At 62.4% G+C, this 23,741-nt stretch carries 24 protein-coding genes and 2 tRNA genes; 17 read left to right on the top strand and 9 right to left on the bottom strand.

From position 1 onward, the window contains the following. Positions 1 to 8 precede the first annotated feature (8 nt). Entirely contained in the window at positions 9 to 455 is a 447-nt protein-coding gene (locus LB547_RS05600) for a PaaI family thioesterase (RefSeq protein ID WP_140583446.1), read from the bottom strand. A gap of 152 nt (positions 456 to 607) precedes the next feature. Between LB547_RS05600 and LB547_RS05595 the strand changes: the two genes are divergently transcribed. The 6 genes from LB547_RS05595 (at position 608) to LB547_RS05570 (ending at position 5,035) form a co-directional block, all read left to right on the top strand. Then, the gene (locus LB547_RS05595) at positions 608 to 1,429 is read left to right on the top strand and encodes an enoyl-CoA hydratase (protein ID WP_140761550.1); all 822 of its coding nucleotides are present in this window, start codon (positions 608 to 610) and stop codon (positions 1,427 to 1,429) included. 11 nt (positions 1,430 to 1,440) lie between these two features. After that, positions 1,441 to 1,863 carry a VOC family protein gene (locus LB547_RS05590; protein WP_140761544.1) on the top strand — a complete coding sequence of 141 codons (423 nt, stop codon included), beginning with the start codon at positions 1,441 to 1,443 and terminating at the stop codon, positions 1,861 to 1,863. Further along, complete coding sequence (locus LB547_RS05585; protein ID WP_140521833.1) at positions 1,863 to 2,645, top strand: AAA family ATPase; 783 nt, start codon at positions 1,863 to 1,865, stop codon at positions 2,643 to 2,645. Before LB547_RS05590 ends, LB547_RS05585 begins: the two co-directional genes overlap by 1 nt. Continuing rightward, on the top strand, positions 2,642 to 3,163 hold the full coding sequence (locus tag LB547_RS05580) for a CoA-binding protein (RefSeq protein ID WP_140761539.1): 522 nt from the start codon (positions 2,642 to 2,644) through the stop codon (positions 3,161 to 3,163). Before LB547_RS05585 ends, LB547_RS05580 begins: the two co-directional genes overlap by 4 nt. 158 nt (positions 3,164 to 3,321) lie before the next feature. Then, complete coding sequence (locus tag LB547_RS05575; RefSeq protein WP_140493947.1) at positions 3,322 to 4,602, top strand: O-acetylhomoserine aminocarboxypropyltransferase; 1,281 nt, start codon at positions 3,322 to 3,324, stop codon at positions 4,600 to 4,602. An 85-nt stretch (positions 4,603 to 4,687) separates the two neighbouring features. Continuing rightward, the gene (locus tag LB547_RS05570) at positions 4,688 to 5,035 is read left to right on the top strand and encodes a cupin domain-containing protein (RefSeq protein ID WP_140761536.1); all 348 of its coding nucleotides are present in this window, start codon (positions 4,688 to 4,690) and stop codon (positions 5,033 to 5,035) included. A 35-nt stretch (positions 5,036 to 5,070) separates the two neighbouring features. Here the strand turns inward: LB547_RS05570 and LB547_RS05565 are convergent, their stop codons facing one another. Continuing rightward, positions 5,071 to 6,321: a cytochrome P450 gene (locus LB547_RS05565; RefSeq protein WP_140761532.1), complete on the bottom strand. Its 1,251-nt coding sequence runs from the start codon at positions 6,319 to 6,321 to the stop codon at positions 5,071 to 5,073. A gap of 104 nt (positions 6,322 to 6,425) precedes the next feature. On the opposite strand from LB547_RS05565, the gene LB547_RS05560 reads away from it, so the two are divergent. Then, the gene (locus LB547_RS05560) at positions 6,426 to 7,529 is read left to right on the top strand and encodes an NAD(P)/FAD-dependent oxidoreductase (RefSeq protein ID WP_140624742.1); all 1,104 of its coding nucleotides are present in this window, start codon (positions 6,426 to 6,428) and stop codon (positions 7,527 to 7,529) included. A 2-nt stretch (positions 7,530 to 7,531) separates the two neighbouring features. Here LB547_RS05560 and LB547_RS05555 read toward each other — a convergent pair whose 3' ends face one another. Continuing rightward, a complete protein-coding gene (locus LB547_RS05555; RefSeq protein WP_140670015.1) occupies positions 7,532 to 8,122 on the bottom strand; it encodes a hypothetical protein in 591 nt (196 codons plus the stop codon). 337 nt (positions 8,123 to 8,459) lie between these two features. Here LB547_RS05555 and clpP point away from each other — a divergent pair, with 337 nt between their 5' ends. From clpP to LB547_RS05535, 4 genes are all read left to right on the top strand, one after another. Next, on the top strand, positions 8,460 to 9,089 hold the full coding sequence (clpP, locus tag LB547_RS05550; protein WP_027028064.1) for an ATP-dependent Clp endopeptidase proteolytic subunit ClpP: 630 nt from the start codon (positions 8,460 to 8,462) through the stop codon (positions 9,087 to 9,089). 295 nt (positions 9,090 to 9,384) lie between these two features. Then, a complete protein-coding gene (clpX, locus tag LB547_RS05545; protein ID WP_140493939.1) occupies positions 9,385 to 10,659 on the top strand; it encodes an ATP-dependent Clp protease ATP-binding subunit ClpX in 1,275 nt (424 codons plus the stop codon). 272 nt (positions 10,660 to 10,931) lie between these two features. Then, entirely contained in the window at positions 10,932 to 13,343 is a 2,412-nt protein-coding gene (lon, locus tag LB547_RS05540) for an endopeptidase La (protein WP_140493937.1), read from the top strand. A gap of 196 nt (positions 13,344 to 13,539) precedes the next feature. Beyond that, positions 13,540 to 13,812, top strand: a complete 273-nt coding sequence (locus LB547_RS05535; RefSeq protein WP_006201846.1) for an HU family DNA-binding protein — start codon at positions 13,540 to 13,542, stop codon at positions 13,810 to 13,812. A 93-nt stretch (positions 13,813 to 13,905) separates the two neighbouring features. Here LB547_RS05535 and LB547_RS05530 read toward each other — a convergent pair whose 3' ends face one another. Beyond that, a complete protein-coding gene (locus LB547_RS05530) occupies positions 13,906 to 14,928 on the bottom strand; it encodes an aldo/keto reductase (RefSeq protein WP_140515754.1) in 1,023 nt (340 codons plus the stop codon). Positions 14,929 to 15,136: 208 nt separating this feature from the next. On the opposite strand from LB547_RS05530, the gene LB547_RS05525 reads away from it, so the two are divergent. Together LB547_RS05525 and LB547_RS05520 are read left to right on the top strand one after the other, a co-directional pair. Then, positions 15,137 to 15,682, top strand: a complete 546-nt coding sequence (locus LB547_RS05525) for an SIS domain-containing protein (protein WP_140761735.1) — start codon at positions 15,137 to 15,139, stop codon at positions 15,680 to 15,682. 4 nt (positions 15,683 to 15,686) lie between these two features. Further along, entirely contained in the window at positions 15,687 to 16,430 is a 744-nt protein-coding gene (locus LB547_RS05520; protein WP_140761529.1) for a creatininase family protein, read from the top strand. Positions 16,431 to 16,475: 45 nt separating this feature from the next. Here the strand turns inward: LB547_RS05520 and LB547_RS05515 are convergent, their stop codons facing one another. The 3 genes from LB547_RS05515 to LB547_RS05505 form a co-directional block, all read right to left on the bottom strand. Further along, positions 16,476 to 17,393 (bottom strand): carbohydrate ABC transporter permease, encoded by a 918-nt coding sequence (locus tag LB547_RS05515; protein ID WP_140515758.1) that lies wholly within the window; start codon positions 17,391 to 17,393, stop codon positions 16,476 to 16,478. Positions 17,394 to 17,406: 13 nt separating this feature from the next. Further along, positions 17,407 to 18,528: a carbohydrate ABC transporter permease gene (locus LB547_RS05510; protein WP_140521848.1), complete on the bottom strand. Its 1,122-nt coding sequence runs from the start codon at positions 18,526 to 18,528 to the stop codon at positions 17,407 to 17,409. Positions 18,529 to 18,625: 97 nt separating this feature from the next. Beyond that, the gene (locus tag LB547_RS05505) at positions 18,626 to 20,290 is read right to left on the bottom strand and encodes an ABC transporter substrate-binding protein (protein ID WP_140761521.1); all 1,665 of its coding nucleotides are present in this window, start codon (positions 20,288 to 20,290) and stop codon (positions 18,626 to 18,628) included. 289 nt (positions 20,291 to 20,579) lie between these two features. Between LB547_RS05505 and LB547_RS05500 the strand changes: the two genes are divergently transcribed. The 3 genes from LB547_RS05500 to rbsK are packed head-to-tail and all read left to right on the top strand — an operon-like array spanning position 20,580 to position 23,043. Then, positions 20,580 to 21,629 carry an ABC transporter ATP-binding protein gene (locus LB547_RS05500; protein WP_140515762.1) on the top strand — a complete coding sequence of 350 codons (1,050 nt, stop codon included), beginning with the start codon at positions 20,580 to 20,582 and terminating at the stop codon, positions 21,627 to 21,629. 27 nt (positions 21,630 to 21,656) lie between these two features. Beyond that, positions 21,657 to 22,109, top strand: coding sequence for an RbsD/FucU family protein (locus LB547_RS05495; protein WP_140493920.1), 453 nt, complete (start codon positions 21,657 to 21,659; stop codon positions 22,107 to 22,109). A 4-nt stretch (positions 22,110 to 22,113) separates the two neighbouring features. Continuing rightward, on the top strand, positions 22,114 to 23,043 hold the full coding sequence (gene rbsK / locus LB547_RS05490; protein WP_140761519.1) for a ribokinase: 930 nt from the start codon (positions 22,114 to 22,116) through the stop codon (positions 23,041 to 23,043). 25 nt (positions 23,044 to 23,068) lie between these two features. Here rbsK and LB547_RS05485 read toward each other — a convergent pair. Continuing rightward, positions 23,069 to 23,144: transfer RNA gene (locus LB547_RS05485), tRNA-Val, on the bottom strand. A 216-nt stretch (positions 23,145 to 23,360) separates the two neighbouring features. Here LB547_RS05485 and LB547_RS05480 point away from each other — a divergent pair. Continuing rightward, a tRNA-Asp gene (locus tag LB547_RS05480) sits at positions 23,361 to 23,437 on the top strand. Positions 23,438 to 23,552: 115 nt separating this feature from the next. On the opposite strand, the gene LB547_RS05475 is transcribed toward LB547_RS05480, so the two are convergent. After that, positions 23,553 to 23,738, bottom strand: coding sequence for a hypothetical protein (locus tag LB547_RS05475; RefSeq protein ID WP_140583413.1), 186 nt, complete (start codon positions 23,736 to 23,738; stop codon positions 23,553 to 23,555). Positions 23,739 to 23,741 lie beyond the last annotated feature (3 nt).

Genomic DNA, 23,741 nt, shown 5'->3' with positions numbered 1-23,741 from the left:
TCTCCGTGTCAGCGTTTCGGCGGGATCGAATAGGTTCCGGTGGCGTGCGCCACTGTCTGCCCCTCCGGGCCGGCGACGATGTCGATGTCGAAGACCATCAGGTTCTTTCCGAGCTTCAGGATGCGGCAATGGCCATCGATCGGTCCCGCTTCGGCCTTGCGGACGAAATTGATGTTGAGATTGGTGGTGACCGAGAGCGCATCCGGCCCGGCATGGCTGAGCACGCAGACATAGCCGCCAATGTCGGCCAGCGTGAACAAGGCGGGGCCGGACACCGTACCGCCGGGACGCAAATGCCGTTCGCCGGCATTAAGCCGCACGGTGCAGCCGCCGGGAAACACGTCGGTTGCCTCAAAGGCCGGGCCCTTTTCGTTAAGCTGCGGAAACACGGTCTCCATCAGCGCATTGACCTGGGCTGCTGTCAGCACCGGCTCGAGCTTGGTCTGGGCGGGCATTTCGGTCCTCATTCTGCGCCAAGCCTGTATGGGCGAAGCGGCGCGTTTCTGGCAACACCTTCATCCTACTGGCGCAAGCGATACGGTGTTGATGAAACCCCAGCCGATATTAGATACGCTGCCAGCGGAATGGAATCGCGGAGACCTTAGCCATGGCCGAAATCCTTGCCATCAAGCCTGTCGCAGTTGAAGGGCCGGTTGCGGCTAGCCGCGACGAGGGCGTGCTGCGCCTGACGCTTGCCAATCCCCCCGCGAACGCGCTTTCCCTGGCGGTGATGGCGGCGCTGACGGAGGAACTGGACCGTGCCAGGGCCGACAAGGCCGTTCGCGTCATAGTGCTGTCGGCGGCCGGAAAGGTATTCTGCGCCGGCCACGATCTGAAGGAGATGACAGCGCGCCGCGCCGACGCCGATCGCGGCAAGGCCTTCTTCGAAGAGACGTTTGCCGCCTGCGCTACGCTGATGCAGGCGATCGTGCGCCACCCCAAGCCGGTGATCGCCGAAGTGGATGGCCTTGCCACCGCCGCCGGCCTGCAGCTTGTCGCCAGTTGCGACCTCGCCATCGCCTCGCATGAGGCGACCTTCTGCACGCCGGGCGTCAACATCGGCCTGTTCTGCTCGACGCCGATGGTGGCGTTGTCTCGCAACGTCTCGCGCAAGCACGCCATGGAAATGCTCCTGACTGGCGAAACCATCGATGCCGCGACCGCCAAGGAGTTCGGCCTGGTCAACCGCGTCGCGCCGCGCGAGTACCTGAATCAGATTGTCAACAAATACGCGCAAACCATTGCTTCAAAATCATCTTCGGTGCTGAAGACCGGCAAGGAAGCGTTTTATGCGCAGGCCGAGATGGGGCTGGCGGATGCCTATGGCTATACCGGCCGGGTCATGGTCGAGAACATGCTGGCGCGTGACGCCCAGGAGGGCATCGGCGCCTTCATCGGCAAACGCGAGCCGGAATGGACCGACGAATAAGGACGAAAGTCATGGAGCCGCGCATCTCCATCATCACCATCGCCACCGACGATCTCGATCGTGCGGTGCGCTTCTACGAGACGATGGGCCTGAAGCGCCATGCGGGCATCACCGATGGCGTCGCCTTCTTCCAGATGGGTGGTGTTATACTCGGCCTGTTCCCGCGCGCCAGCGCCGAGGAGGATTCCGGCATCACCTTCGCCAAGGCGCCTTCCGCCGTCTATCTCGCCTACAACACCCGCTCCGATGCCGAAGTGGACGCGGTGCTTGCGATGGCTGAAGAGGCCGGCGGCCGCATCGTCAAGCCGGCAAGCCGTGCCTTCTGGGGCGGCTGGTACGGCTATTTCGCCGATGCCGACGGACATGTCTGGGAAGTGGCGCACAACCCGGCCTTTCCGATCGCGGAAGACGGTACGATCTCGCTGCCCGATTGATGGCTCACCGCAGGCAGTTGACGCGGCTCAAGGCGCCCTATCTCAAGCGCATTCTGCTCGATTCCGAGCGGGTGACCGATTGGGAAAAATACCCGTGGAACCTGCCGCTGTTTCGCGGTCACGCCTTCGAACTCGAATTCACCACACCAATTACCATCATCGTCGGTGAGAACGGCACCGGCAAATCGACATTGCTCGAGGCGATCGGCGCGCTCGCCGGTTACGACGAAGCCGGAGGCGGCAAGGGCTACCGGCCTGTCGACCATTCCGGCGCCATCGACAGGAGTGGTGCCGCGCTGGCAGATACCTTCCGTGGCCATTGGTTGCCAAAAGTCACCGCCGGCTGGTTCTTTCGCGCCGAATCCTTCTACTCGGTGGCTCGCTATCTTGACCAGGTGGCCCTGGAAGATCCGTTCAAGCCACCTCCGCCCGACTTTCTGTCCTGGTCGCATGGCGAAGGGTTCATCCGCTTCTTCGAGGAACGTTGCCGCAGGCAAGGCATCTACATCCTCGACGAGCCCGAAAGTGCGCTGTCTCCATCGCGCCAGATCGAACTTCTCAAGATGCTGCGGCGCATGGATCGGTCGGGCACTGCGCAAGTGATCATGGCGACGCATTCGCCGCTGCTGATGGCCTGTCCAGGCGCGCGGCTGTTCCGCATCAGCCGGTTCGGGCTAGATTCGACCGATTTTCGTGATACGGACCACTTCCGCATGATGCGCGATTTCAGCAGTGATCCTGATGGCTTTCTCGCCGAGGCGTTGTATGAGGACGAGCCATGAATCACGATAGCTATGACAACGCCTACATCGCCGGCATCCTCAATTCGGTGAAGACCATCGCCATGGTCGGCGCGTCCGCCAACGACGTTCGTCCAAGCTATTTCGTGTTGAAATACCTGCTGGCCAAGGGGTTTGAGGTGTTCCCCATCAATCCGGGCCATGCTGGCAAGGAGATACTCGGCCGTACGGTCTATGGCAGCCTTGCCGAGATTGCCCAGCCCATCGACATGGTCGACATCTTTCGCGCCTCGGCGGCGGTGGCCGGCGTTGTCGACCAGGTACTGAAGCTCGATCTCCTGCCGAAAGTGATCTGGATGCAACTCGGCGTGCGCCACGACGAAGCCGCCGCGCGCGCCGAAGCCGCCGGCATCAAGGTGGTGATGAACCGCTGCCCCAAGATCGAATACGGCAAGCTGTCCGGCGAGATCGGCTGGACCGGGGTCAATTCCGGTGTGCTGTCGTCGAAGAAGCCGCTGATGCGGTCGGGGTTCCAGAGTTTCGGCGTGCGGCAAAAATAGACAAGGGGAAGGCGCAAAATTATTCCGGCAGGAGCCGTATTTTCCTGCTATTTGGTCGAAGATGACACGCCGAAGGGTATTTTCTTCTTTGCATTCGTGGTCGAGCTTGGCCAAGAATGGCCGGCGAATTTCAGAAGTTTTGTTCGAGGGAGGTTTCAGTGACCCGCACGCCCGGTTTCAACACGCTCGCCGTCCATGCCGGCGCCAAACCCGATCCGGCCACCGGCGCACGCGCCACGCCGATCTACCAGACGACCTCCTTTGTTTTCGACGACGCCGATCATGCCGCCTCGCTGTTCGGGCTGAAGGCCTTCGGCAACATCTACACCCGCATCATGAACCCGACGCAGGCGGTGCTCGAAGAACGCATAGCGGCGCTCGAGGGCGGCACGGCCGCCCTGGCGGTCGCGTCCGGCCACGCCGCCCAGGTAATCGTGTTCCACAATCTGTTGCAGCCGGGCGACAATTTCGTCGCCGCCAACAAGCTCTATGGCGGTTCGATCAACCAGTTCGGCCATGCCTTCAAGAACTTTGGCTGGGAGGTGCGCTGGGCCGAAGCGAACGATCCGTCAACCTTCGAGAGCCAGATCGATGACAAGACCAAGGCGATCTTCATCGAGAGTCTGGCCAATCCCGGCGGCACCTTCGTCGACATAGAGAAGATCGGCGACATCGCGCGCAAGCATGGCCTGCCGCTGATCGTCGACAACACCCTGGCCTCGCCCTACCTGATCCGGCCGATCGAGCACGGCGCCGACATTGTAGTCCATTCGCTGACCAAGTTCATTGGCGGTCACGGCAACTCGATCGGCGGCGCCATCGTTGATGGCGGCACGTTCGACTGGTCGAAATCAGGGAAGTACCCGATGCTGTCGGAACCGCGCCCCGAATATGGCGGCCTGGTGCTGCACGAAACCTTCGGCAATTTCGCCTTCGCCATCGCCGCGCGCGTGCTTGGCCTGCGCGATCTCGGCCCGGCGATTTCGCCGTTCAACGCCTTTCTCATTTTGACAGGCCTCGAAACCTTGCCGCTGCGCATGCAGCGCCATTGCGACAATGCGATCACCGTCGCGGGCTGGCTGTCCAACCATCCCAAGGTGGCCTGGGTCAACTATCCCGGCCTTCCCAGCGACAAGAACAACGCCCTGCAAAAGAAATACTCGCCGCAAGGCGCCGGCGCGGTCTTCACCTTCGGCCTCAAGGGCGGTTACGAGGCCGGCGTCAAATTCGTCGAAGCGTTGGAGTTGTTCTCGCACTTGGCCAATGTCGGCGACACCAAGTCCTTGGTCATCCATCCGGCGTCGACCACGCACCGACAGCTGTCCGACGAGCAGAAGGTCAAGGCGGGTGCGGGACCGGACACGGTGCGGCTGTCCATCGGCATCGAGGACGTCACCGACATCGTCGCCGATCTCGAACAGGCACTCGCCAAAGTTTGATCTAGCCTCCCCCTCGTAGGAGGGTCGGCGCAAAACGCCGGGGTAAGGCGAGCCGGCCCGAGGCCGGTTCTCATGGAGGCAAATCCTGTCCGAGCATTACCTGACGATATCGACGGATTCTGTCGACGCCGAAGAAGGCGCGCCGGCGCCCGATCGCCTGATCTCAGGCGATCCGAAATTCCGCACCTGGAACGTCGAGGAGCGCGAAGGCGGTCTTTATGCCGGTATCTGGGAATCGACTCCGGGCAAGTGGCGCATCGTCTACGACGAATGGGAATTCTGTCACATCCTTACCGGCGTTTCGGTGATCGAAGAGGAGGGTGGCGAAGCGCGCACCGTCAGGGCCGGCGACAGCTTCGTGCTGCGACCTGGCTTCAAGGGAAGCTGGGAAGTGCTTGAAACCACCCGCAAGGAGTATGTGATCAGGCTGTGAGCTGCGCGCAGCTCACAGCTCAGGCCTGCGCTCCTTCAGAAGCCGACGGTGAGCGCTTCCAGCCCATGGAAATGATACGTGTCACGGAAGCTTGGGCTTTGGGCAAGACGGAGCTTTGGGTGCCGCTCGAACAAGGTTTTCAGCGACACCTGCAATTCGAGCCTGGCCAGGGGCGCGCCGATGCAGAAATGGATGCCGGCGCCGAACGACACGTTCTTCTGGTCGGCACGATCCGGCCGGAAGGCCCGCGGCTCGGCAAAGGCATGAGGGTCATGGTTGGCCATGCCAAGCAGCAGACCGATCGTCTGGCCGGGCTGCACGACGATCCCGGGAGCGATTTCGATCTCCTGGTAGGCGTAGCGGGTGAACATGTGCAGCGGCGCGTCGAAGCGCAGGCATTCCTCGACAGCGGCCGCTGTTGCCTCGGCTGAGGTGAAGAAACGGCGCGGGTCGCCGCCTTGCGCCAAGATCGAGCGCACCGCATTGCCGGTCTGGTGCACGGTCGCTTCGTGGCCGGCATTGAGCAGCAGGATCGCCGAGGACACCATTTCGTCTTCCGACAATTTTTGGCCGCCCTCCTGCGCCGAGATCAGCAGCGACAGCAGGTCGTCGCCGGGATTTTTGCGCCGTTCGGCGATGGTGCCGCGCAGGAAATCGGCGAAATCCTGCGCCGCGCGATTGGCCGTCTCCTCGATCTCGCGAGTGCGGCCATGCACGTACATGGCGACCATTCGATGTGACCAGTCGAGCAGTTGCGGTCCCATTTCGACCGGCACGCCGAGCATCTCGGCGATGATGGTGATGGGCAGGGGAGAAGCGAAGGCGGGCAGCAGGTCGACTTGCTTGCCCGGCTCGAAACGATCGATCAGTTCGTTGGCGAGTGCCTCCACACGCGGCCGCAGCCGCTCGACCTGGCGCGAGACGAAGGCGCGGTTGACCAGTGTTCGAAGCCGCGTGTGCACCGGCGGCTCCAGTTCCAGCATGGAATTGGCTTCGATGCCGTCGAATGCCTTGAGATGTGTTCTATCCCGGTCGATGCCACGACTGTCGGGAATGCCCGCCGGGTTATGGCGGCCGAAGCGGCGGTCGCGCAACAGCTTGTTGACATCGTCGAAGCCGCCAAAGCACCAGAACCCGAATTCTTCCCAGAAAAAGACGTTCGATGCATCGTGCAGGAACGCATAGGCCACGTACGGATCCTGGAAGAAAGCCCACTCGTGCGGGTCAAGCCTCAGATGACGGGTCGCTGGATCAAAGGCGAGGTAGGATGGCGTCGATTTGGTCATGCCAGACCAATAGCGCGGCTTGCCAGCCTGGTTCCAGACCGTATGTTGGCGCCCGCAATCCAATGCGTTGAGCCAGCCGCAACGGCTGCGGAAAGTCTGATTTGATGAATGTGATCGTTGTCGGCGCGGGCATCGCCGGTCTCTCCACCGCATGGGCGCTGGTCAAGGCCGGCCAGAGCGTTTCCATCGTCGAGCAGGGGCCGATCCCCAATCCGCTGGCGGCATCCGGCGACCATCACCGCATCATTCGCCGTGCCTACCGGGCCGGGACCGGCTACGGCCGGCTGATCGGCGAGGCCTATGAAGCCTGGGACGAGATGTGGGCCGACCTCGGGGAGAACCATCTCGATTCCAGGGGCTTCCTCTGCGTCTCGCGCGAGCCGGGCGACGAAGCCGAGGAATACCGGGAAGGGCTGGAGGAGGGAAACTATCCGTTCGACCTGCTGGAACCTGATGCCGCGGTCGAACGCTGGCCTTTCCTGGAGCCGGGCTCGTTCCGCTACGCCTATTTTTCGCCGGAAGGCGGCGCGCTGCATTGCCGCAAGATCGCGTCCGGCCTGGCCAAGTGGCTGCGCGCCAACCGCGCCAACGTCTACGAGAACAGCAAGGTGACGGCGGTCGACTCCGAGGCAGGGCATATCGTGCTCGCGTCCGGCGAGACGATGCAGGCCGACCGCATCGTCGTTGCTGCGGGCGCCTGGGTGCTGAAATTGTTCCCCGAACTCGGCGGCGAACTGAAGACGTACCGAACCGCGCTCGCCTATGTCGAACCGCCGACGGACCTCAAGGCCGTCTGGGAAGTTGCGCCCGTAGTCCTCGATGTAGGTGGCAAGACCGACGGTTACATGATCCCGCTGACCCGAGGTGCCGGCATGAAATTCGGTTCAGGCCTGCACAGGGTGCCGACCAGCGACGCCGACTGGAACCGGCAGCCGGTGCCGGGCGAGGGCGAGGCGATTCGCAACCTGTTTTCGCCGCCGATCGCCCGCATCGAGGAGTATGAGGTGACCGAAGTGGTCACCTGCGCCTATACATTCACGGACGATGAGAAATTCCTGGCGCATGAGACGGGCAAATGCCTGATCGTCTCGGCCTGCTCGGGCCATGGCTACAAGTTCGGCGCGGCGGTCGGCCGGCGCGTGGCGGCGGCTGTCGATGATGGCGATATTGCCGGCCTGAAACGTTGGTTGCGAGCCGAAATCGCCTGAATTCAGTCCTGGCAATGCCTGGGAATATGCACGCGCCGCCAGCCGGATGAGCCTTCGCGCACCAGCACGCGCCGCGCGACGGTCTGGTAGGCGGCGGGAATGTCGACGACGCGCCTTTGCTCCGGTCGCACCAGCACCTCCTCGGCGATCCTGTCATATTGCGCCGGGATGACGGTGCGCCTCGTGCGCTCCGGCCGGATCACCACCGTTTCGGCGACGCGTTCATAGCGCGCCCCGTGCCGGACCTTGCACAGCACCTTGCGGCCGTGGATGACGCGCCATTCCCAGGAATAGCCGCCATCGTCGACCTTGACTGTGTGGTAGACGGTGCGGGTGATTGCGGGCACCACCTCATAGGTCACCTGTGCCGGAACCGTCATCACCACGCGCTCGCGCGTGCCGTAGATCGGCGCTTCATAATCGACCTGCTGGCTGGGCGGACTGATCATCACGTCCTCATACACGGTATCATAGACATCAGGCGTTTGGACCGGCTCATAGCATTCGACGGCGCGGCCGCCCGCGGCCGTCTGCGAAATCGAGCCAAGCATGGTCAGCCCGGCCATGGCGAAGCATGCGGTTTTCCTGGACATGACATTCCCCCTGTTGAACCGTGGACACAAGTTCAACGTTGAATTGTAGGGGAAGCGGTCCGCGAGAAAAGCAGTTTCGGCGCATTTCGTTAAGTGATGCGTTAAGAAACTGCTACCTGTCTTCGGCCGCAGGTGCCGTCGCGAGCCTGCGGAAGCGCCCGCCGCTGCGAATCTCGCCTGGAAAGCTTGATTCGACTTACCCAGATGGCTAGGAGGGGTCGGCCTTGCACAAGGATGAGCCGGCATCCTATTTACACAATAACGATCCAGAACCGATTCTGCCCGAGTTGCCAGCATGTCCGGCGCCGGAATCCCACCGCGAGACAAGAGATAACGAATGAAGAACCCCGTCGAAACCTACATGAACCTCGTTCCGATGGTGGTCGAACAGACCAATCGCGGCGAGCGGGCCTACGACATTTTCTCGCGCCTCCTCAAGGAGCGCATCATTTTCATCACCGGTCCGGTCGAGGACGGCATGGCGACGCTGGTCTGCGCGCAGCTTCTGTTCCTGGAAGCCGAGAATCCGAAGAAGGAAATCAACCTCTACATCAATTCGCCCGGTGGCGTCGTCACCTCGGGCATGGCCATCTACGACACCATGCAATTCATCAAGCCGGCCGTGTCGACGCTGTGCATCGGCCAGGCGGCCTCCATGGGCTCGCTGCTCCTGACCGCCGGCCACAAGGACATGCGCTTCGCCACGCCGAACGCCCGCATCATGGTTCACCAGCCGTCCGGCGGCTTCCAGGGCCAGGCGTCCGACATCGAGCGTCATGCCCAGGACATCATCAAACTGAAGCGCCGCCTCAACGAGGTGTACGTCAAGCACACCGGCAAGAGCTACGACGAGATTGAAAAGACGCTCGACCGTGACCATTTCATGACCGCGGACGAGGCCAAGGACTTCGGCCTGATCGACAAGGTCATTTCGTCGCGCGAAGCGGCCGAAGGGGCGCTGGCATAACGGCATATTGGCAGTTGGATGGCGGCATCACGCGCTTTTGGCGCGTCTTGCGGCATTTCGGCCACAATTGGCTGTTCCCTCGACGATCGGGATTGCCTACGTTAAGGCTATGTTGATTTTCGACGGCTTAGCTTTGTGTGGGGTTGCTGCGAATCATTGCCACGTTTTCTGATTTGTGTTTCGTACGGAATACGTTGCGGGAGCCGGGATACTGGCGGCGGCGGATTCCCGCGATAAATAGAGTATGCGCCCTTTCAGCCAGACCATCGGCGGGCGGCCATGAAAGGACATGAAAATGAGCAAAGTCGGCAACAACAGCGGCGATTCCAAGAACACGCTTTATTGCTCGTTTTGCGGCAAAAGCCAGCATGAGGTGCGCAAGCTGATCGCCGGCCCGACGGTCTTCATCTGCGACGAATGCGTCGAGCTGTGCATGGACATCATCCGCGAGGAGAACAAGACCTCGATGGTGAAGTCGCGCGAGGGTGTGCCGACCCCGCAGGAGATCCTCAAGGTTCTCGACGACTACGTTATCGGCCAGCCGTACGCCAAGCGCGTGCTTTCGGTGGCCGTCCACAATCACTACAAGCGCCTCGCCCATGCCGGCAAGAACAACGATGTCGAACTGGCCAAGTCCAACATCCTGTTGATCGGCCCGACCGGTTGCGGCAAGACGCTGCTGGCGCAGACGCTGGCCCGCATCATCGACGTGCCCTTCACCATGGCCGATGCCACGACGCTGACCGAGGCCGGCTATGTCGGCGAGGACGTCGAGAACATCATCCTGAAGCTGTTGCAGTCGGCCGACTACAATGTCGAACGCGCCCAGCGCGGCATCGTCTACATCGACGAGATCGACAAGATCTCGCGCAAGTCCGATAACCCCTCCATCACCCGCGACGTGTCGGGCGAGGGCGTGCAGCAGGCGCTGTTGAAGATCATGGAAGGCACTGTCGCCTCGGTACCGCCACAGGGCGGCAGGAAACATCCACAACAGGAGTTCCTGCAGGTCGACACCGCCAACATCCTGTTTATCTGCGGCGGCGCCTTCGCCGGGTTGGACAAAATCATATCGGATCGTGGCCGCAAGACCTCGATCGGCTTCGGCGCCACCGTGGCATCGCCCGAGGATCGCCGCACCGGCGATGTCTTCCGCCTTGTGGAGCCAGAGGATCTCTTGAAGTTCGGCCTCATTCCCGAGTTTGTCGGCCGTCTGCCGGTCCTGGCGACGCTGGAAGACCTCGACGAGCCGGCGCTGATCCAGATCCTGACCGAACCGAAGAACGCACTGGTCAAGCAATACCAGCGGCTGTTCGAGATGGAGAATGTCGACCTGACCTTCCACGAGAACGCATTGTCTGCGATCGCCAAGCGCGCCATCGAGCGCAAGACCGGCGCGCGTGGCCTGCGCTCCATCATGGAAGCGATCCTGCTCGACACCATGTTCGAACTGCCGGCGCTCGAAGGCGTGCGCGAAGTGGTGATTTCGGAAGAAGTGGTGACCGGCAGCGCCCGGCCGCTCTACATCTATTCCGAACAGAAGGAAAAGAAGGGCAATGTCAGCGCCTGACATGCCACTTGAGCCCATATTTTTGTGGAACGGCGCCCTCGGGGCGCCGTTTTGCCATGAGGGGCGTGCGACCTTCGTGATGGAATGGAAAGCCGGCGATGTTAACTCTTGATCTTTGGCCCTCCTGCATCCACCTAACATGGGAAGGCCGAGGTGCCCGATTTCTGTGCTGTAAAACTCCCGTCACAACGGTGGTAGGCGGAACGATCCCCGGTCGTTAATATAAGATTCGCGGTTGGCCGATTGGCGGCCGCGACATGAAAGGTTGGACAATGGCCAAAATAACCAAGGCTCCCAGCGACGGCGTCTTCGCAGTCCTCCCACTGCGCGACATCGTGGTGTTCCCGCACATGATCGTTCCGCTCTTTGTCGGGCGTGAAAAGTCGATCAAGGCGCTGGAAGAGGTGATGGGTCAGGAAAAGCAGATCCTGCTCGCCACCCAGATGAATGCCGCCGATGACGATCCGGAGCCCGATGCCATCTTTGATATCGGCACGCTCGCCAACGTGCTGCAATTGCTGAAGCTGCCCGACGGCACCGTCAAGGTGCTGGTCGAAGGCGCCTCGCGCGCGAAAATCACCGCGTTCACCGACCGTCCCGACTTCCATGAGGCCCGCGCCACCGCGCTGGTCGAGCCGGAAGAGGAAGAGGTTGAGGTCGAGGCGCTGGCTCGTTCGGTCGTCACCGACTTCGAGAACTACGTAAAGCTCAACAAGAAGATCTCGCCCGAGGTGGTTGGTGCCGCCAGCCAGATCGACGACTATTCCAAGCTCGCCGACACGGTCGCTTCGCACCTCGCCATCAAGATCCCCGAAAAGCAGGAGATGCTGGCCACGCTCTCGGTCAAGGAGCGGCTGGAAAAGGCGATGGGCTTCATGGAAGCCGAGATATCCGTCCTGCAGGTGGAGAAGCGCATCCGCTCGCGCGTCAAGCGCCAGATGGAGAAGACGCAGCGCGAATACTACCTCAACGAGCAGATGAAGGCGATCCAGAAGGAGCTCGGCGAAGGCGAGGACGGCCGCGACGAGGCCGCCGAGATCGAGGCCCGCATCAAGAAGACCAAGCTCTCCAAGGAGGCCCGCGAAAAGGCGGAAGCCGAATTGAAGAAGCTGAGGACGATGTCGCCTATGTCGGCGGAATCCACCGTGGTGCGCAATTATCTCGACTGGATCCTGTCGATCCCGTGGGGCAAGAACTCCAAGGTCAAGCAGGACCTGGCGTTCGCGCAGAACGTGCTCGACACCGACCATTTCGGTCTCGACAAGGTCAAGGACCGTATCGTCGAGTATCTCGCCGTGCAAAGCCGCCAGAAGAAGCTCAAGGGGCCCATCCTGTGCCTCGTCGGCCCTCCCGGCGTCGGCAAGACCTCGCTCGGCAAGTCGATCGCCAAGGCGACCGGCCGCGAGTTCATCCGCATGGCGCTGGGCGGCGTGCGTGACGAGGCCGAGATCCGCGGTCACCGCCGCACCTATATCGGCTCGATGCCCGGCAAGGTCATCCAGTCGATGAAGAAGGCGAAGAAATCCAATCCGCTCTTCCTGCTCGACGAGATCGACAAGATGGGCCAGGATTTCCGCGGCGATCCGTCGTCGGCGCTACTCGAGGTGCTCGATCCCGAGCAGAACTCGACGTTCATGGATCACTACCTGGAGGTCGAGTACGACCTGTCGAGTGTGATGTTCGTGACGACGGCGAACACGCTGAACATCCCTGCGCCCTTGATGGACCGCATGGAAATCATCCGTATCGCCGGCTACACCGAGGACGAGAAGATCGAGATCGCCAAGCGGCATTTGCTGCCCAAGGTGGTGCGCGATCACGCGCTACAGCCGAAGGAGTTCTCCGTCAGTGAGGACGCGATCCGCGCCATCATCCAGACCTACACCCGTGAGGCGGGCGTCAGGAGCCTGGAGCGCGAGCTGATGAAGCTCGGGCGCAAGGCGGTGACCGAGATCCTGAAGACGAAGAAGAAGACTGTGAACATCACGGCGGACAATCTCGCCGATTATCTCGGTGTTCCGCGCTTCCGCTTCGGTCAGGTCGAGGCAGACGACCAGGTCGGCGTCATCACCGGACTTGCCTGGACGGAAGTCGGCGGCGAGCTGCTGACGGTTGAAGGCGTCATGATGCCCGGCAAGGGCCGCATGACGGTGACCGGCAATCTGCGCGACGTGATGAAGGAATCGATTTCGGCGGCGGCCTCCTATGTCCGCTCGCGCGCTCTCGATTTCGGCATCGAGCCGCCGCTGTTCGACAAGCGCGACATCCACGTCCACGTGCCGGAGGGTGCCACGCCCAAGGATGGGCCGTCGGCCGGTGTGGCGATGGCGACCGCGATCGTCTCCGTGCTGACCGGCATTCCGGTCAGGGCCGATGTCGCCATGACCGGCGAGATCACGCTGCGCGGCAGGGTGCTGCCGATCGGCGGTCTGAAGGAGAAGTTGCTTGCCGCACTGCGCGGCGGCATCAAGAAAGTGCTGATCCCGGAAGACAACGCCAAGGATCTGGCGGATATTCCTGACAACGTGAAGAACGGTATGGAAATCATCCCGGTCTCGCGGGTCGGCGAGGCGTTGCGCCACGCGTTGGTGCGTATGCCGGAGCCAATCGAATGGGTCGAACCGGTCAATCCTCCCGCCGCGACGGACACTGCGGATGACGCCGGAAAGTCGCTTGCGCATTAGTTCTTGCTAAAGTTGCAGCGCACAAACAGAAAGCCGGGCCTCGCGCCCGGCTTTTTCATGTGAAAAACCCCGGAATTCCGGGCTTTTTTCCGCTCTTTCCCGGCTTTTCGACTTGGTTGCGGGAGCGCTTCTTTCTAAAGTCCGTTTCCTGCCGGATGAGTCGAGAGTTCCGGTGTTCTCATGGAAGGGAATTTTTATGAACAAGAACGAACTGGTGTCCGCTGTTGCCGACGCCGCGAGCATTTCGAAGGGTGACGCGCAGTCGGCTGTCGATGCGGTATTCTCCGTCATCACCGGCGAACTGAAGAAGGGCGGCGATGTCCGGCTTGTCGGCTTTGGCAATTTCACCGTGTCAAAGCGCGCAGCCTCGACCGGCCGCAACCCTCAGACCGGCGCCGAAGTAAAGATCCCGGCGCGCACCGTGCCGAAGTTCTCGGCCGGCAAGGGTCTCAAGGACGCCGTCAATTAAGCGCCTTTTTTAAATTTCAAAATATCAGAAAAGCCGGGCAAGCCCCGGCTTTTCTTTTGCGCTCCTACTGGTCGATAGGTTCGCGATTGCGAGCTACCCGGTCGGCGCGTCCGCCCGCATCAGGCCGTCCTTCTTCAGGTCGGCCCAGAGTGCCGCCGGCAGTCTCGCATCGAGCAGTGACCGATTGCTTTCGACCTCGCTTGGCCGCTGGCCACCGGGGATCACCGACACGACGGACGGATGCAGCAACGGGAACTGCAGCGCTGCTTCGATCAAGCGCACGTCATGCCGTCGGCAGACCGCCTCGATGCGCGCCACCCGGTCGAGCACGTCCCGCGGCGCTTCGGTGTAGTTGTAGAAGGCACCCGGCTTCGGCCCCGTGGCCAGGATTCCGGAATTGTAGGGGCCGCCCAAAACGATGCCGATGCCGCGCTTCTGGCAGAGCGGCAGGAAGGATGTCAGCGCCTCCTGCTCGAGCAGCGTATAGCGGCCGGCGAGCAGGAACAGATCGAAATCACCGCGCTCGGCCAATGTCTGGGCAACCTGCCATTCGTTGATGCCGCCACCGAAGGCCTTGATGACGCCCTGGTCGCGCAAGGCAAGCAGCCCGTAATAGCCGGAGCGCATAAACTCCTCTATGCGCTGGTCGGACGCTTCCTTGCTGCCATGGGTGAAGATGTCGACGTCGTGCACGAACAGAATGTCGATGCGGTCGACGCCGAGCCGTTCCAGGGACGCTTCGAAGGAGCGCATCACGCCGTCATAGCTGTAGTCGTAGACCTCCTTGCGCGACGGCGTGTCGAAGAACTTGCCGATGCCGGTGCGCTCTTGCGGCGGACAGGCGCGCATGATGCGGCCGACCTTGCTCGACAGCACGTAGTCGTCGCGCTTCTTGCCGCGCAGGAAGGGGTTGAGCCGCGTCTCCGACAAGCCAAGCCCATAGAGCGGCGCGGTGTCGTAATAGCGGCAGCCGGTCGCCCATGCAGCCTCCAGCGTCGCATTGGCGTCCTCGTCGGAGACGGCGCGGTAGAGGTTGCCGAGCGGCGCCGTGCCGAAGCCGAGTTCGGTGAAGCTGATGCCGCCATTGCCGATGCGGTCGAAATGCCGTGTCTTCATATCCTGCCGTTTGCCTCATTGATTTGTCTGACATGACACTATCACGCTCGTGGCACAGCAAAAGCGCGCAGGGGCGTTGGACACGGATTTTGGCGGTGATAGCATGAATAAAAACAAGCTGTTCGGGGAGAGACGTGACCGGGAATTTCCACTCTTCTTCGACCTCGGATCGTTGGACGGCACCGTCGTGAGCGATGGGGGCTCGCAGATGTTCAGGACCGCTCTGGACGAGCTCGGCACTGTGCTGGCGCGCGTCGACGACGGCCGGATCGCTGCCGCCTGCGAGATGCTTGCAGGAGCACGGCAGATCGTCGTCTACGGCTGCGGCCGCGAGGCCTTGCAGGTCAAGGGCTTCGCCATGCGGCTCCATCATCTGGGCCTGCCGGTGTCGGTGGTCGGCGACATGACCACGCCGCCCGTGGCGCAGGGCGATGTCTTCCTGGTCACTTCCGGGCCTGGAGAAACCGCGACCGTGCTGACCCTGATGCAGGTGGCGCGCCAGGCCGGCGCGACGGTTCTGCTTCTGACCGCCCAGCCGGGCGGCAGTGCAGCACGCTTGGCCGACTTCACCCTGCTCGTGCCGGCGCAGACCATGGCCGACGACCAGGGTCCGCAAAAAACATCGGTCCTGCCGATGGGATCGGTGTTCGAAGGCGCGCTGTTCCTGCTGTTCGAGGTCATGGTGATGAAGCTCAGGGGGTTGACCGCGGCCTCGCCGGAAGCGATGCGGGCCCGTCACACCAACATGGAGTAGTGCGATGCGCTATGAGCTGATGCTGCCGCACCAGATCCGCAAGGCGATCGCCCAGAACTGGCCGGTCGCGCTGCCGCTCGGCGTGCTCGAATACCATGGCGAGCACATGGCGGTGGGCATGGACACGCTGGCGGTCGTCAAGACGCTGGAGCTGTTTGAGAAGGAGCGGGAGATCGTCATCCTGCCGCCCTTCTACTACGGCGCAGCGAGCTACGCCGTGGCGCCGCCGGAGGGCACAGGCTCGGTGCAGGTTGGCGGCAATCAACTGGCGCCCTTCGCGGAGGAACTGTTCTACAGCCTGCTCCGCATCGGTTTTCGCAACATCCACGCCATAATCCACCACCAGACCGAGAATTTCGCCGCCGGCATGCCGACCGATCTCGCCTTCAAGGCCGCCGGACGTCAGGCGATCTTCCGCTTCCTTGAGAAGGAACGAGGTGAAGGCTGGTGGGGCTCCGAGGTGATGGCCGCCTACTATGCCGAGCATGCCGAGGGCAGCAATTTTTTCAACTGGGTGCAGGTGCATCCGCTGATGCCGGCCGAGATGAACGGCAAGTACCCGTTCGATCATGCCGGCATCGGCGAGACCTCGCTGATGCTGGCGCTATGCCCTGAGGCTGTCGATGCCGGCCATTTCGCCGACAATACGAGCTGGTATACGGCCAGCGCTCCGGATGCCTCGGCTGCGCTCGGAGCAGAGGGCGTTGCCATGATCATGGATCACCTGCGCACGATCCTGAGGGGCTAGCGCGGTTCTCCTTCTCCCTTGTGGAGAAGGTAAGGACGGCGCCGCCTATTTCACCGCTCCCGCGGTCATACCCATGATCAGGTAGCGCTCCAGCGCGATGCCGATGACGGCCAGGGGCGCGATTGCCGCCGTGGCAAGCGCTGCCATCGACCACCAGTTGATGCCTTGCGAACCGGTCTGGCTCGCCACCATGACCGGAATTGTCTTGGCGTCGGTCGAGGTCAAAAGGGCGGCGAAGAAATACTCGTTCCAGCACAGCACCATCGCCAGGATGAAAGCGGCGACCATGCCGGGCAGGGCGATCGGCATGACGATGCGAAAGAACGCGCCCCAGATCGACAACCCGTCGACGAGGGCCGCTTCCTCAAGCTCGACCGGGATGGAATTGAACTGGTCGCGCATGATCCAGATGACGATCGGCAGCACCATCAGCGTGTAGAGCAGGATCAGCCCGATGCGCGTGTCGAGCAGTCCGACTTCGCGGTAAAGCACCAGGAACGGCAGTGCGAGCACGACTGGCGGCAGGATGAGCTGCGACAGGAAGAAGAAGGAAATGTCCTCGTTTTTGAACCAGGCGAAGTGATAGCGGTAGCGCGTGAGGCCGTAGGCGGCGAGGCTGCCGATGACGATGGCGAGGCTCGACGCGCCGACCGAAGTGATGACCGAATTCATGAAGCGCTTGAAGAATTCGTCGCGGACGGTCGACGTCTGGAAGATCGAATCCGGCGACAGGCCAAGCGATCGCCAGCCCTTCCAGTCCGGCTGGAAGTCGACGAAGGGGATCAGATGCCCCTGGGTCACGTCTACCGCCGACTTGAACGAGGTCGTGATCGTCCAGTAGATCGGAAAGAGGCAGATGAAGGCCCAGAACACAAGCGCGCCATAGATGAAGACGCGGCTGGTGATGAAGCTCGCCGGCGAGCGGATTTCGGAGACGGTATAGTCGGTGGTCTGAACGCTCATGATCCCTGCCGCACTAGTTCACATTGCGCACGAAGCGGTTGGCGACCTTCAGCAGCCAGGTCACGAACACCACGATGATGACGAGATAGGCCATCGCCAGCATCGTGCCGTAGCCGACATTGGAACGGTCCCGGTACTCGCGATAAATAAAGCTCGACACGGAATCGGTGGCGCCGCCCGGACCACCCGAGGTGACCGTGATGATGATGTCTGCCAGTTTCAGCTTGAAGATGATGCGCAACACGACGGCGGTCACCGACACCGGCAGCATCAGCGGGAAGGTGACCTGCCAGAAGGTTTGCCAGGCCGTGGCGCCGTCGACGCGGGCGGCCTCCAGCACCTCGCGCGACATCGCCTGCAAGCCGGCAAGCAGCATGATCATCATGAAGGGGATGAAGGTCCAGGCGTCGAGCATCATGATCGAGATACGGGCGGTGATCGGGTTGGAGAAGAAGGCGGGGTTGTCCCAGCCGAGGTGGCGGGCCAGTGTCGCCGCCGGCCCGAACCGGTACTCCATCAGCGATTTGCCGATCATCCACGAGACCGCGACCGGTGACAGCATCAGCGGCATCAGGAAGACGACGCGGAAGAATTTGCGCGCCCGGATCTGCGCGTTGAGCAGCAGCGCCAGGCCGAAGGCGATGACATATTCGACCAGCACCGCCAGCACATAGAGCACCATGTTGAACAGCGCGTTGCGATAATAGGGATCGCCGAGCATCTGCCAGAAATTGTCGAGCCCGTTGAACTTGCGGCCCGAGAATGAACTCAGGTTCCAGTCGGTCAGCGCGATGTAGAAGCCGAACAGGGTCGGGAAGATCACCATGGCGATGGTGAACAGCAGCGCCGGCAGCAGGAACAGCGCCCGCTGGCCGTCTTCGCCGCGCGTCAGCACCTGGCCGACGCCGAGCGCCACGCCCCACAGCACATAGGCGTAGACCACGGGCCGCCATGTCTCGAAGCCGATCGTGTCGACCTCGCTCTTGTAGAGGATTTGCACCAGGATCGTTGCCAGAAGCCCGAGCGTCGCGACGGCCATCAGGGCCCAACCAAGCCGTTTGCGGCCGGGCGGGATCAGATCGGTCGGTACGGAATTTGCCGGCCACGCATTCGTGGTCGAAGTCTGGTCAGCCACGCCTCTTGCCTCTTTTGCGCAAATGACCGGCCGAAGCCGGCCAAGATACGGCCCGGCGACGATGTTCCGCCGGGCCGTGATCCATCATAACGCCTGCCTACAGGCCGAGCGAGGCCTTGTAGAGCTTGATCTGGTTGTCGCGGCCGATCTGGTCGGTCAGCTTCTCCCAGGCCGCGGCAATGGCGTCTGCGCCCTCCTGCGCCTTCATCTTGCCGGCGAAGGTGTTGGCCAGAATGTCCTCGGCGGCTGAATAGTATTGGAAGATGCCGGGAATGCGTGGCTCGATCGCCGCGTTCGGGTGGTTGTAGCTGTCCGATTCCGACTTGAGATAGGAGGTGATGAAGGCTTCGTCATAGCCCGCCGCCACCCACTCCGGAATGTCGAAATGTGAGTTGCGGTAGGGCTGGAAGCCGGACGGGTACATCGCCGTCCAGATCGACAGGTCCTTGCCGCCGAGATGGGCGGCGGCGGACCATGCCGCCTTCTTCTTCTTCTCGTCGCTATCGACGCGGGCCATGACGTATACGCCCCAGCCGAGATAGGCGCAGTTCGGCGCATAGTTCGGTCCGCTGGCGAGTTTGTCCCACTGCCCGGTCTTGGAGTTGTAGACATCGTCGGAGCCGGGCAGGATCGAGAAGCCGGTGACGTCGCCCACGACGGAGGAGTCGTTGGTCTTGACGTTCGAGCCGACATCGCCCCACCAGGTGACCATCGAGCCGGTGCCGGCCAGGAACTGCTGGAAGGCGGTGGTGTTTGGATCGGCGTTGATCTGGTCGGCAGGCTCCGAAGGCAGCGCGTCGATCACGTCCTGTATGGCGCGCACCCAGGCCGGATTGTTGATGCGCGGCTTCATCGTGTCGGCGTCGAACAGCCAGGCCTTGTCGTCGGGGTGCTTGGCGTAGGCGGTGGCGCGGCTGCCGAGGAAATAGAAGCCGAATCCGCCCCAGGGTTTCGGCGCGTCGAGATAGCCGTAGACGTCCTGACCCTTGACCTGCTTGCCCTTGAGGAACTTGGTGACCGCCTGGACCTGCTGCCAGGTCTTCGGCACGCCCCATTCACCGCCGCCGCCGCCGCCCTTCCAGGCCTTGGCGAGGTCGGCATCGGAAAACACATCGGTGCGGTAATTGAAATTATGCGCGTCGCCGTCGACGGTCACGCGGTACTGCTTGCCGTTCCAGGTGCCGACAGGCGGCTTCAGATAATTGACGAGGTCGTCGAAATCGATCTGGGTCTTGACCCAGTCGGGCATCTCGGACGTGAGGCCCTTGCCGCAGACGTCGCCCTCGAACGGCGCGCCCATCTCGATGATGTCGAAGTCGACCGTGCCGGTGGCGATCGACTGCTGCAGGCGGGCATTGTAGTCGGCCTGCGCCAGATCGATCCAGTTGATCTTGGCGCCGGTATAGGTTTCCCAGGGCTTCAGGAAGCCGCGGAATAGCACATTGTGCAGGTTCTGGTTGTTGAGACCCATGAAGGTAAGCTCGACGCCGGCGAATTCGCCTTCCTTGACATTGGCCTTGGTCGCCTCGAGACAGAGCTCGCCGACCTTCTGGAAGTCGGCGTCGGTCGGCTGACCCTTGCCCACGCCGGGGATCTGCAGGATTTTCGAGCGCAGCTCACTGGCGGCGGAGGCCGGGCGCGTGAGGGCGCCGAGCCCGGCGCCGGATGCGGCAGCGATCGCGGCCATCGAGGCCGCGCCCTTCAATATGTCGCGTCGGGTTGCCCCCGCGCGGACCAGCGTTTCGTAGAGACCTGTTTTCATCGATGTTCCTCCCAGAATATCTGTTGTGAATGCGGCCAAATTTCTCAGGCGCTGGAGCGCCAAACGATTCTCCCGGTTCGGAAACGAACGATGCAGGACCCCACCTGCTCGATTGAAGTTCCGTTTTTTTGGTTCGGGCAACCGGTATTCGGACCAGCGCCCGTCACTATTCTCGCAACCAAACGCCGTGTCAACGAGACCGGGTTTTTGTCGGGAAGAGACCGGCTTGCCCTGGCAGGTCGCGTTGGTTAGCTTCTGCGCATACGGCAATGGAGCCGATGGGGGAGATATGGCTCAAGTCGCGATCAGCAAAGTGGCCAAGGCGTTTGGAACCGTCAAGGTTCTGCACGAAGTCAGCGTCGATATATCTGACGGCCAATTCGTGGTGCTGGTCGGTCCTTCGGGTTGCGGCAAGTCCACGCTGCTGAGAATGGTGGCGGGGCTGGAGACCGTCTCCGGCGGCACGATCGCCATCGGCGACCGTGTGGTCAACCACTTGCCGCCGGCCAAGCGCGACATCGCCATGGTGTTCCAGAACTATGCGCTCTATCCGCACAAGACAGTCGAGCAGAACATGGCCTTTGCGCTCAAGCTGCGCAAAACCGATCCGGCCGTGGTTGCCGAGCGGGTCAAGCGCGCCGCCGACATCCTCGACCTCAACCCTTATCTGAAACGCTATCCCCGGCAGCTTTCCGGCGGCCAGCGCCAGCGCGTCGCCATGGGCCGCGCCATCGTGCGCAACCCGCAGGTGTTCCTGTTTGACGAGCCGCTCTCAAATCTCGACGCCAAGCTGCGTGTGCAGATGCGCACCGAGATCAAGGAACTGCACCAGCGGCTGAAGACCACCACCATCTATGTCACGCATGACCAGATCGAAGCCATGACCATGGCCGACAAGATCGTGGTGATGCGCGACGGCCGCATTGAACAGGTCGGCGCACCGCTGGAACTGTTCGACCGGCCTGCCAACTTGTTTGTCGCCGGCTTCATTGGCTCTCCGTCGATGAACCTGCTCAAGGGCGTCGCGCGCAAGGGCGGTGTCGACATCGCCGGCGCTCTGTTCCCGGTCGCGCCCGGCAGCGCTGCGGAGGAAGGGCGCGCCGTCGTCTATGGCGTGCGGCCGGAGCATCTCGAGATTCATGCCGATGGCGTGCCTGCCAAGATTTCGGTGGTCGAGCCGACTGGCTCGGAAACCCTGGTCTTCCTGCGTTTCGGGGACGGCGAGATGGTGGCGCTGTTCCGCGAACGCCACGACTTCAAGCCCGGCGATACGCTCAAGCTCAGGCCGCGGCTCGACCACATCCATCTGTTCGATGCCGAGACCGGCAAGCGTCTCTGATCTCAAACTCATTTCACGAGGAATATCATGCTCAAAGGGATCAATCCGCTCCTCAATGCCGACGTGCTCCAGGCATTGCGGGCGATGGGACACGGCGACGACCTGATTGTCGCCGACACCAACTTCCCCTCCGATTCGGTGGCGCGCCAGACGGCGCTCGGGCGGCTGCTGCGCATCGACGCGCCGGCGGCGCAAGTCGTGAAGGCGGTGCTGTCGCTCTACCCGCTGGATACGTTCGTCGACGATTCAGCCGCGCGCATGGAGATCGTCGGCAAGCCGGACGAGATCCCGCCCGTTCAGCAGGAAGTGCAAAAGGAGATCGACGCCGCCGAGGGCAAGCCATGGCCGATGCTGCCGGTCGAGCGCTACGCTTTCTACGAGCGCGCCAAGCAGGCTTACTGCGTCATCCAGACCGGCGAGCGCCGGTTCTACGGCTGTTTTGCCTTCCGCAAGGGCGTGGTCCCGCCGGATGCGGAGTAGCGGCATGCTGGCCGGCAAGCCGATCGTCATCCTCGGAGTCTTCGTCGCCGACACGGCCTATCGCGCCGCGCGGCAGCCGCGCATGGGCGAGACGATCCTTGGAACGTCCTTCACCCTCGGTCCCGGCGGCAAGGGTTCGAACCAGGCGGTTGCGGCCGGTAAGCTCGGCGCCGATGCAACCTTCCTCACGCGCCTCGGCGTCGATGCCTTCGCCGACATGGCCAAGCGCACCTGGAAGGACGCCGGCGTGAAGAATGCCGTGATCGATACGCCCGACAGCTATACGGGCGCTGCCTATATTTTCGTCGAGGAGGGCACCGGCAACAACGCCATCATCGTCAGCCCCGGCGCGGCGATGCTGATCTCGCCCGACGACATCGAGGCCAATGCCGCCCTGATTCGTGGTGCCGGCGTCTTCGTGACGCAACTCGAACAGCCCATCGAGGCGGCGCTGCGGGCGTTGGAGATCGCGCGCGGGGCAGGGGTGACGACCATCCTCAACCCGGCTCCGGCGGCCAGGCTCCCCGACCGCATCTATTCGCTCTGCGACTACCTCACGCCCAACGAGACCGAGACGGAGGAGTTGACCGGCACGAAGGTCGCCTCGGTCGATGACGCCCGCGCAGCCGCCGGCAAGCTGCTCGAAAAGGGCGCCGGCGCCGTCATCGTCACGTTGGGAGAGAAAGGCGCATTGCTGCACACGAGGGATCGGTCCGAACATGTCGCCGCCGTCAGCGCCGGCCCGGTGGTCGAGACCACGGGAGCCGGCGATGCCTTCAATGGCGGCCTGGCCGTCGCGCTGTCGCGTGGGATGGAGCCCCTGCAAGCCGTGCGCTTTGCTTGCGCCGTTGCGGGCATTTCGGTGACGAAGCCAGGCACCGCGCCGTCCATGCCGGACTTGCACGAGGTCGAGGCGCTGCTGGCAAGGGGCTGAGGCGTTTGAATGAAAGGCGCCTGAATGGTGGGCGATGACGGGCTCGAACCGCCGACATCTTCGGTGTAAACGAAGCGCTCTACCAACTGAGCTAATCGCCCGCTCCGGGCCGGACCTTTAAGCGGTCGGGGCCAGCTTCGCAAGGCCAAATGAGCGTGGGACGCCGTCGTTGCGGGCCGTATTTGCGAACAACACGCCGGCTGTCAAAAAACCTTCTCCAGTTTGATGTTATGATGGTTTCGTGCGCTTGACACCCGGTGGCGAACCCCTTATCCAGCGCCCAACGACGAACGCGGCTGACACGTGCTCGTCAATGCGCGGGTGTAGCTCAGTTGGTTAGAGTGCCGGCCTGTCACGCCGGAGGTCGCGGGTTCGAGCCCCGTCACTCGCGCCATTAGTTTCAAGGGGTTAGCTACCGCCCCTTGAAAAAGTTTCAACTCTCATTTTCCGGAGAGTTTCAACTTTTCGTATTCATTCCGTTCCTGGCCGAGCAGTTTCCTGCCCCTACGTCAGGCTGCGCAGACGGCTACCAGATTGACCGGCATGTACATCTTCTGGAGCGCCTTGTTCTGGTCGATTGAATTGGCCATCTTGGCCGAGATCGCCTCGATCGAAGCGCCGCTGGCGCGGCGTTGGCCTCGACCGCACCGGAACGCCCAACGTCCATGAACCGGGCGGGCCGAGGGGGGACGCATCGC

The sequence above is a fragment of the Mesorhizobium sp. B264B1B genome (genome assembly GCF_020165765.1).
Taxonomy (GTDB): Bacteria; Pseudomonadota; Alphaproteobacteria; order Rhizobiales; family Rhizobiaceae; genus Mesorhizobium.
Note: the sequence above shows the minus strand (reverse complement) of the source record. Positions and strands in the feature narration are given on the sequence as shown.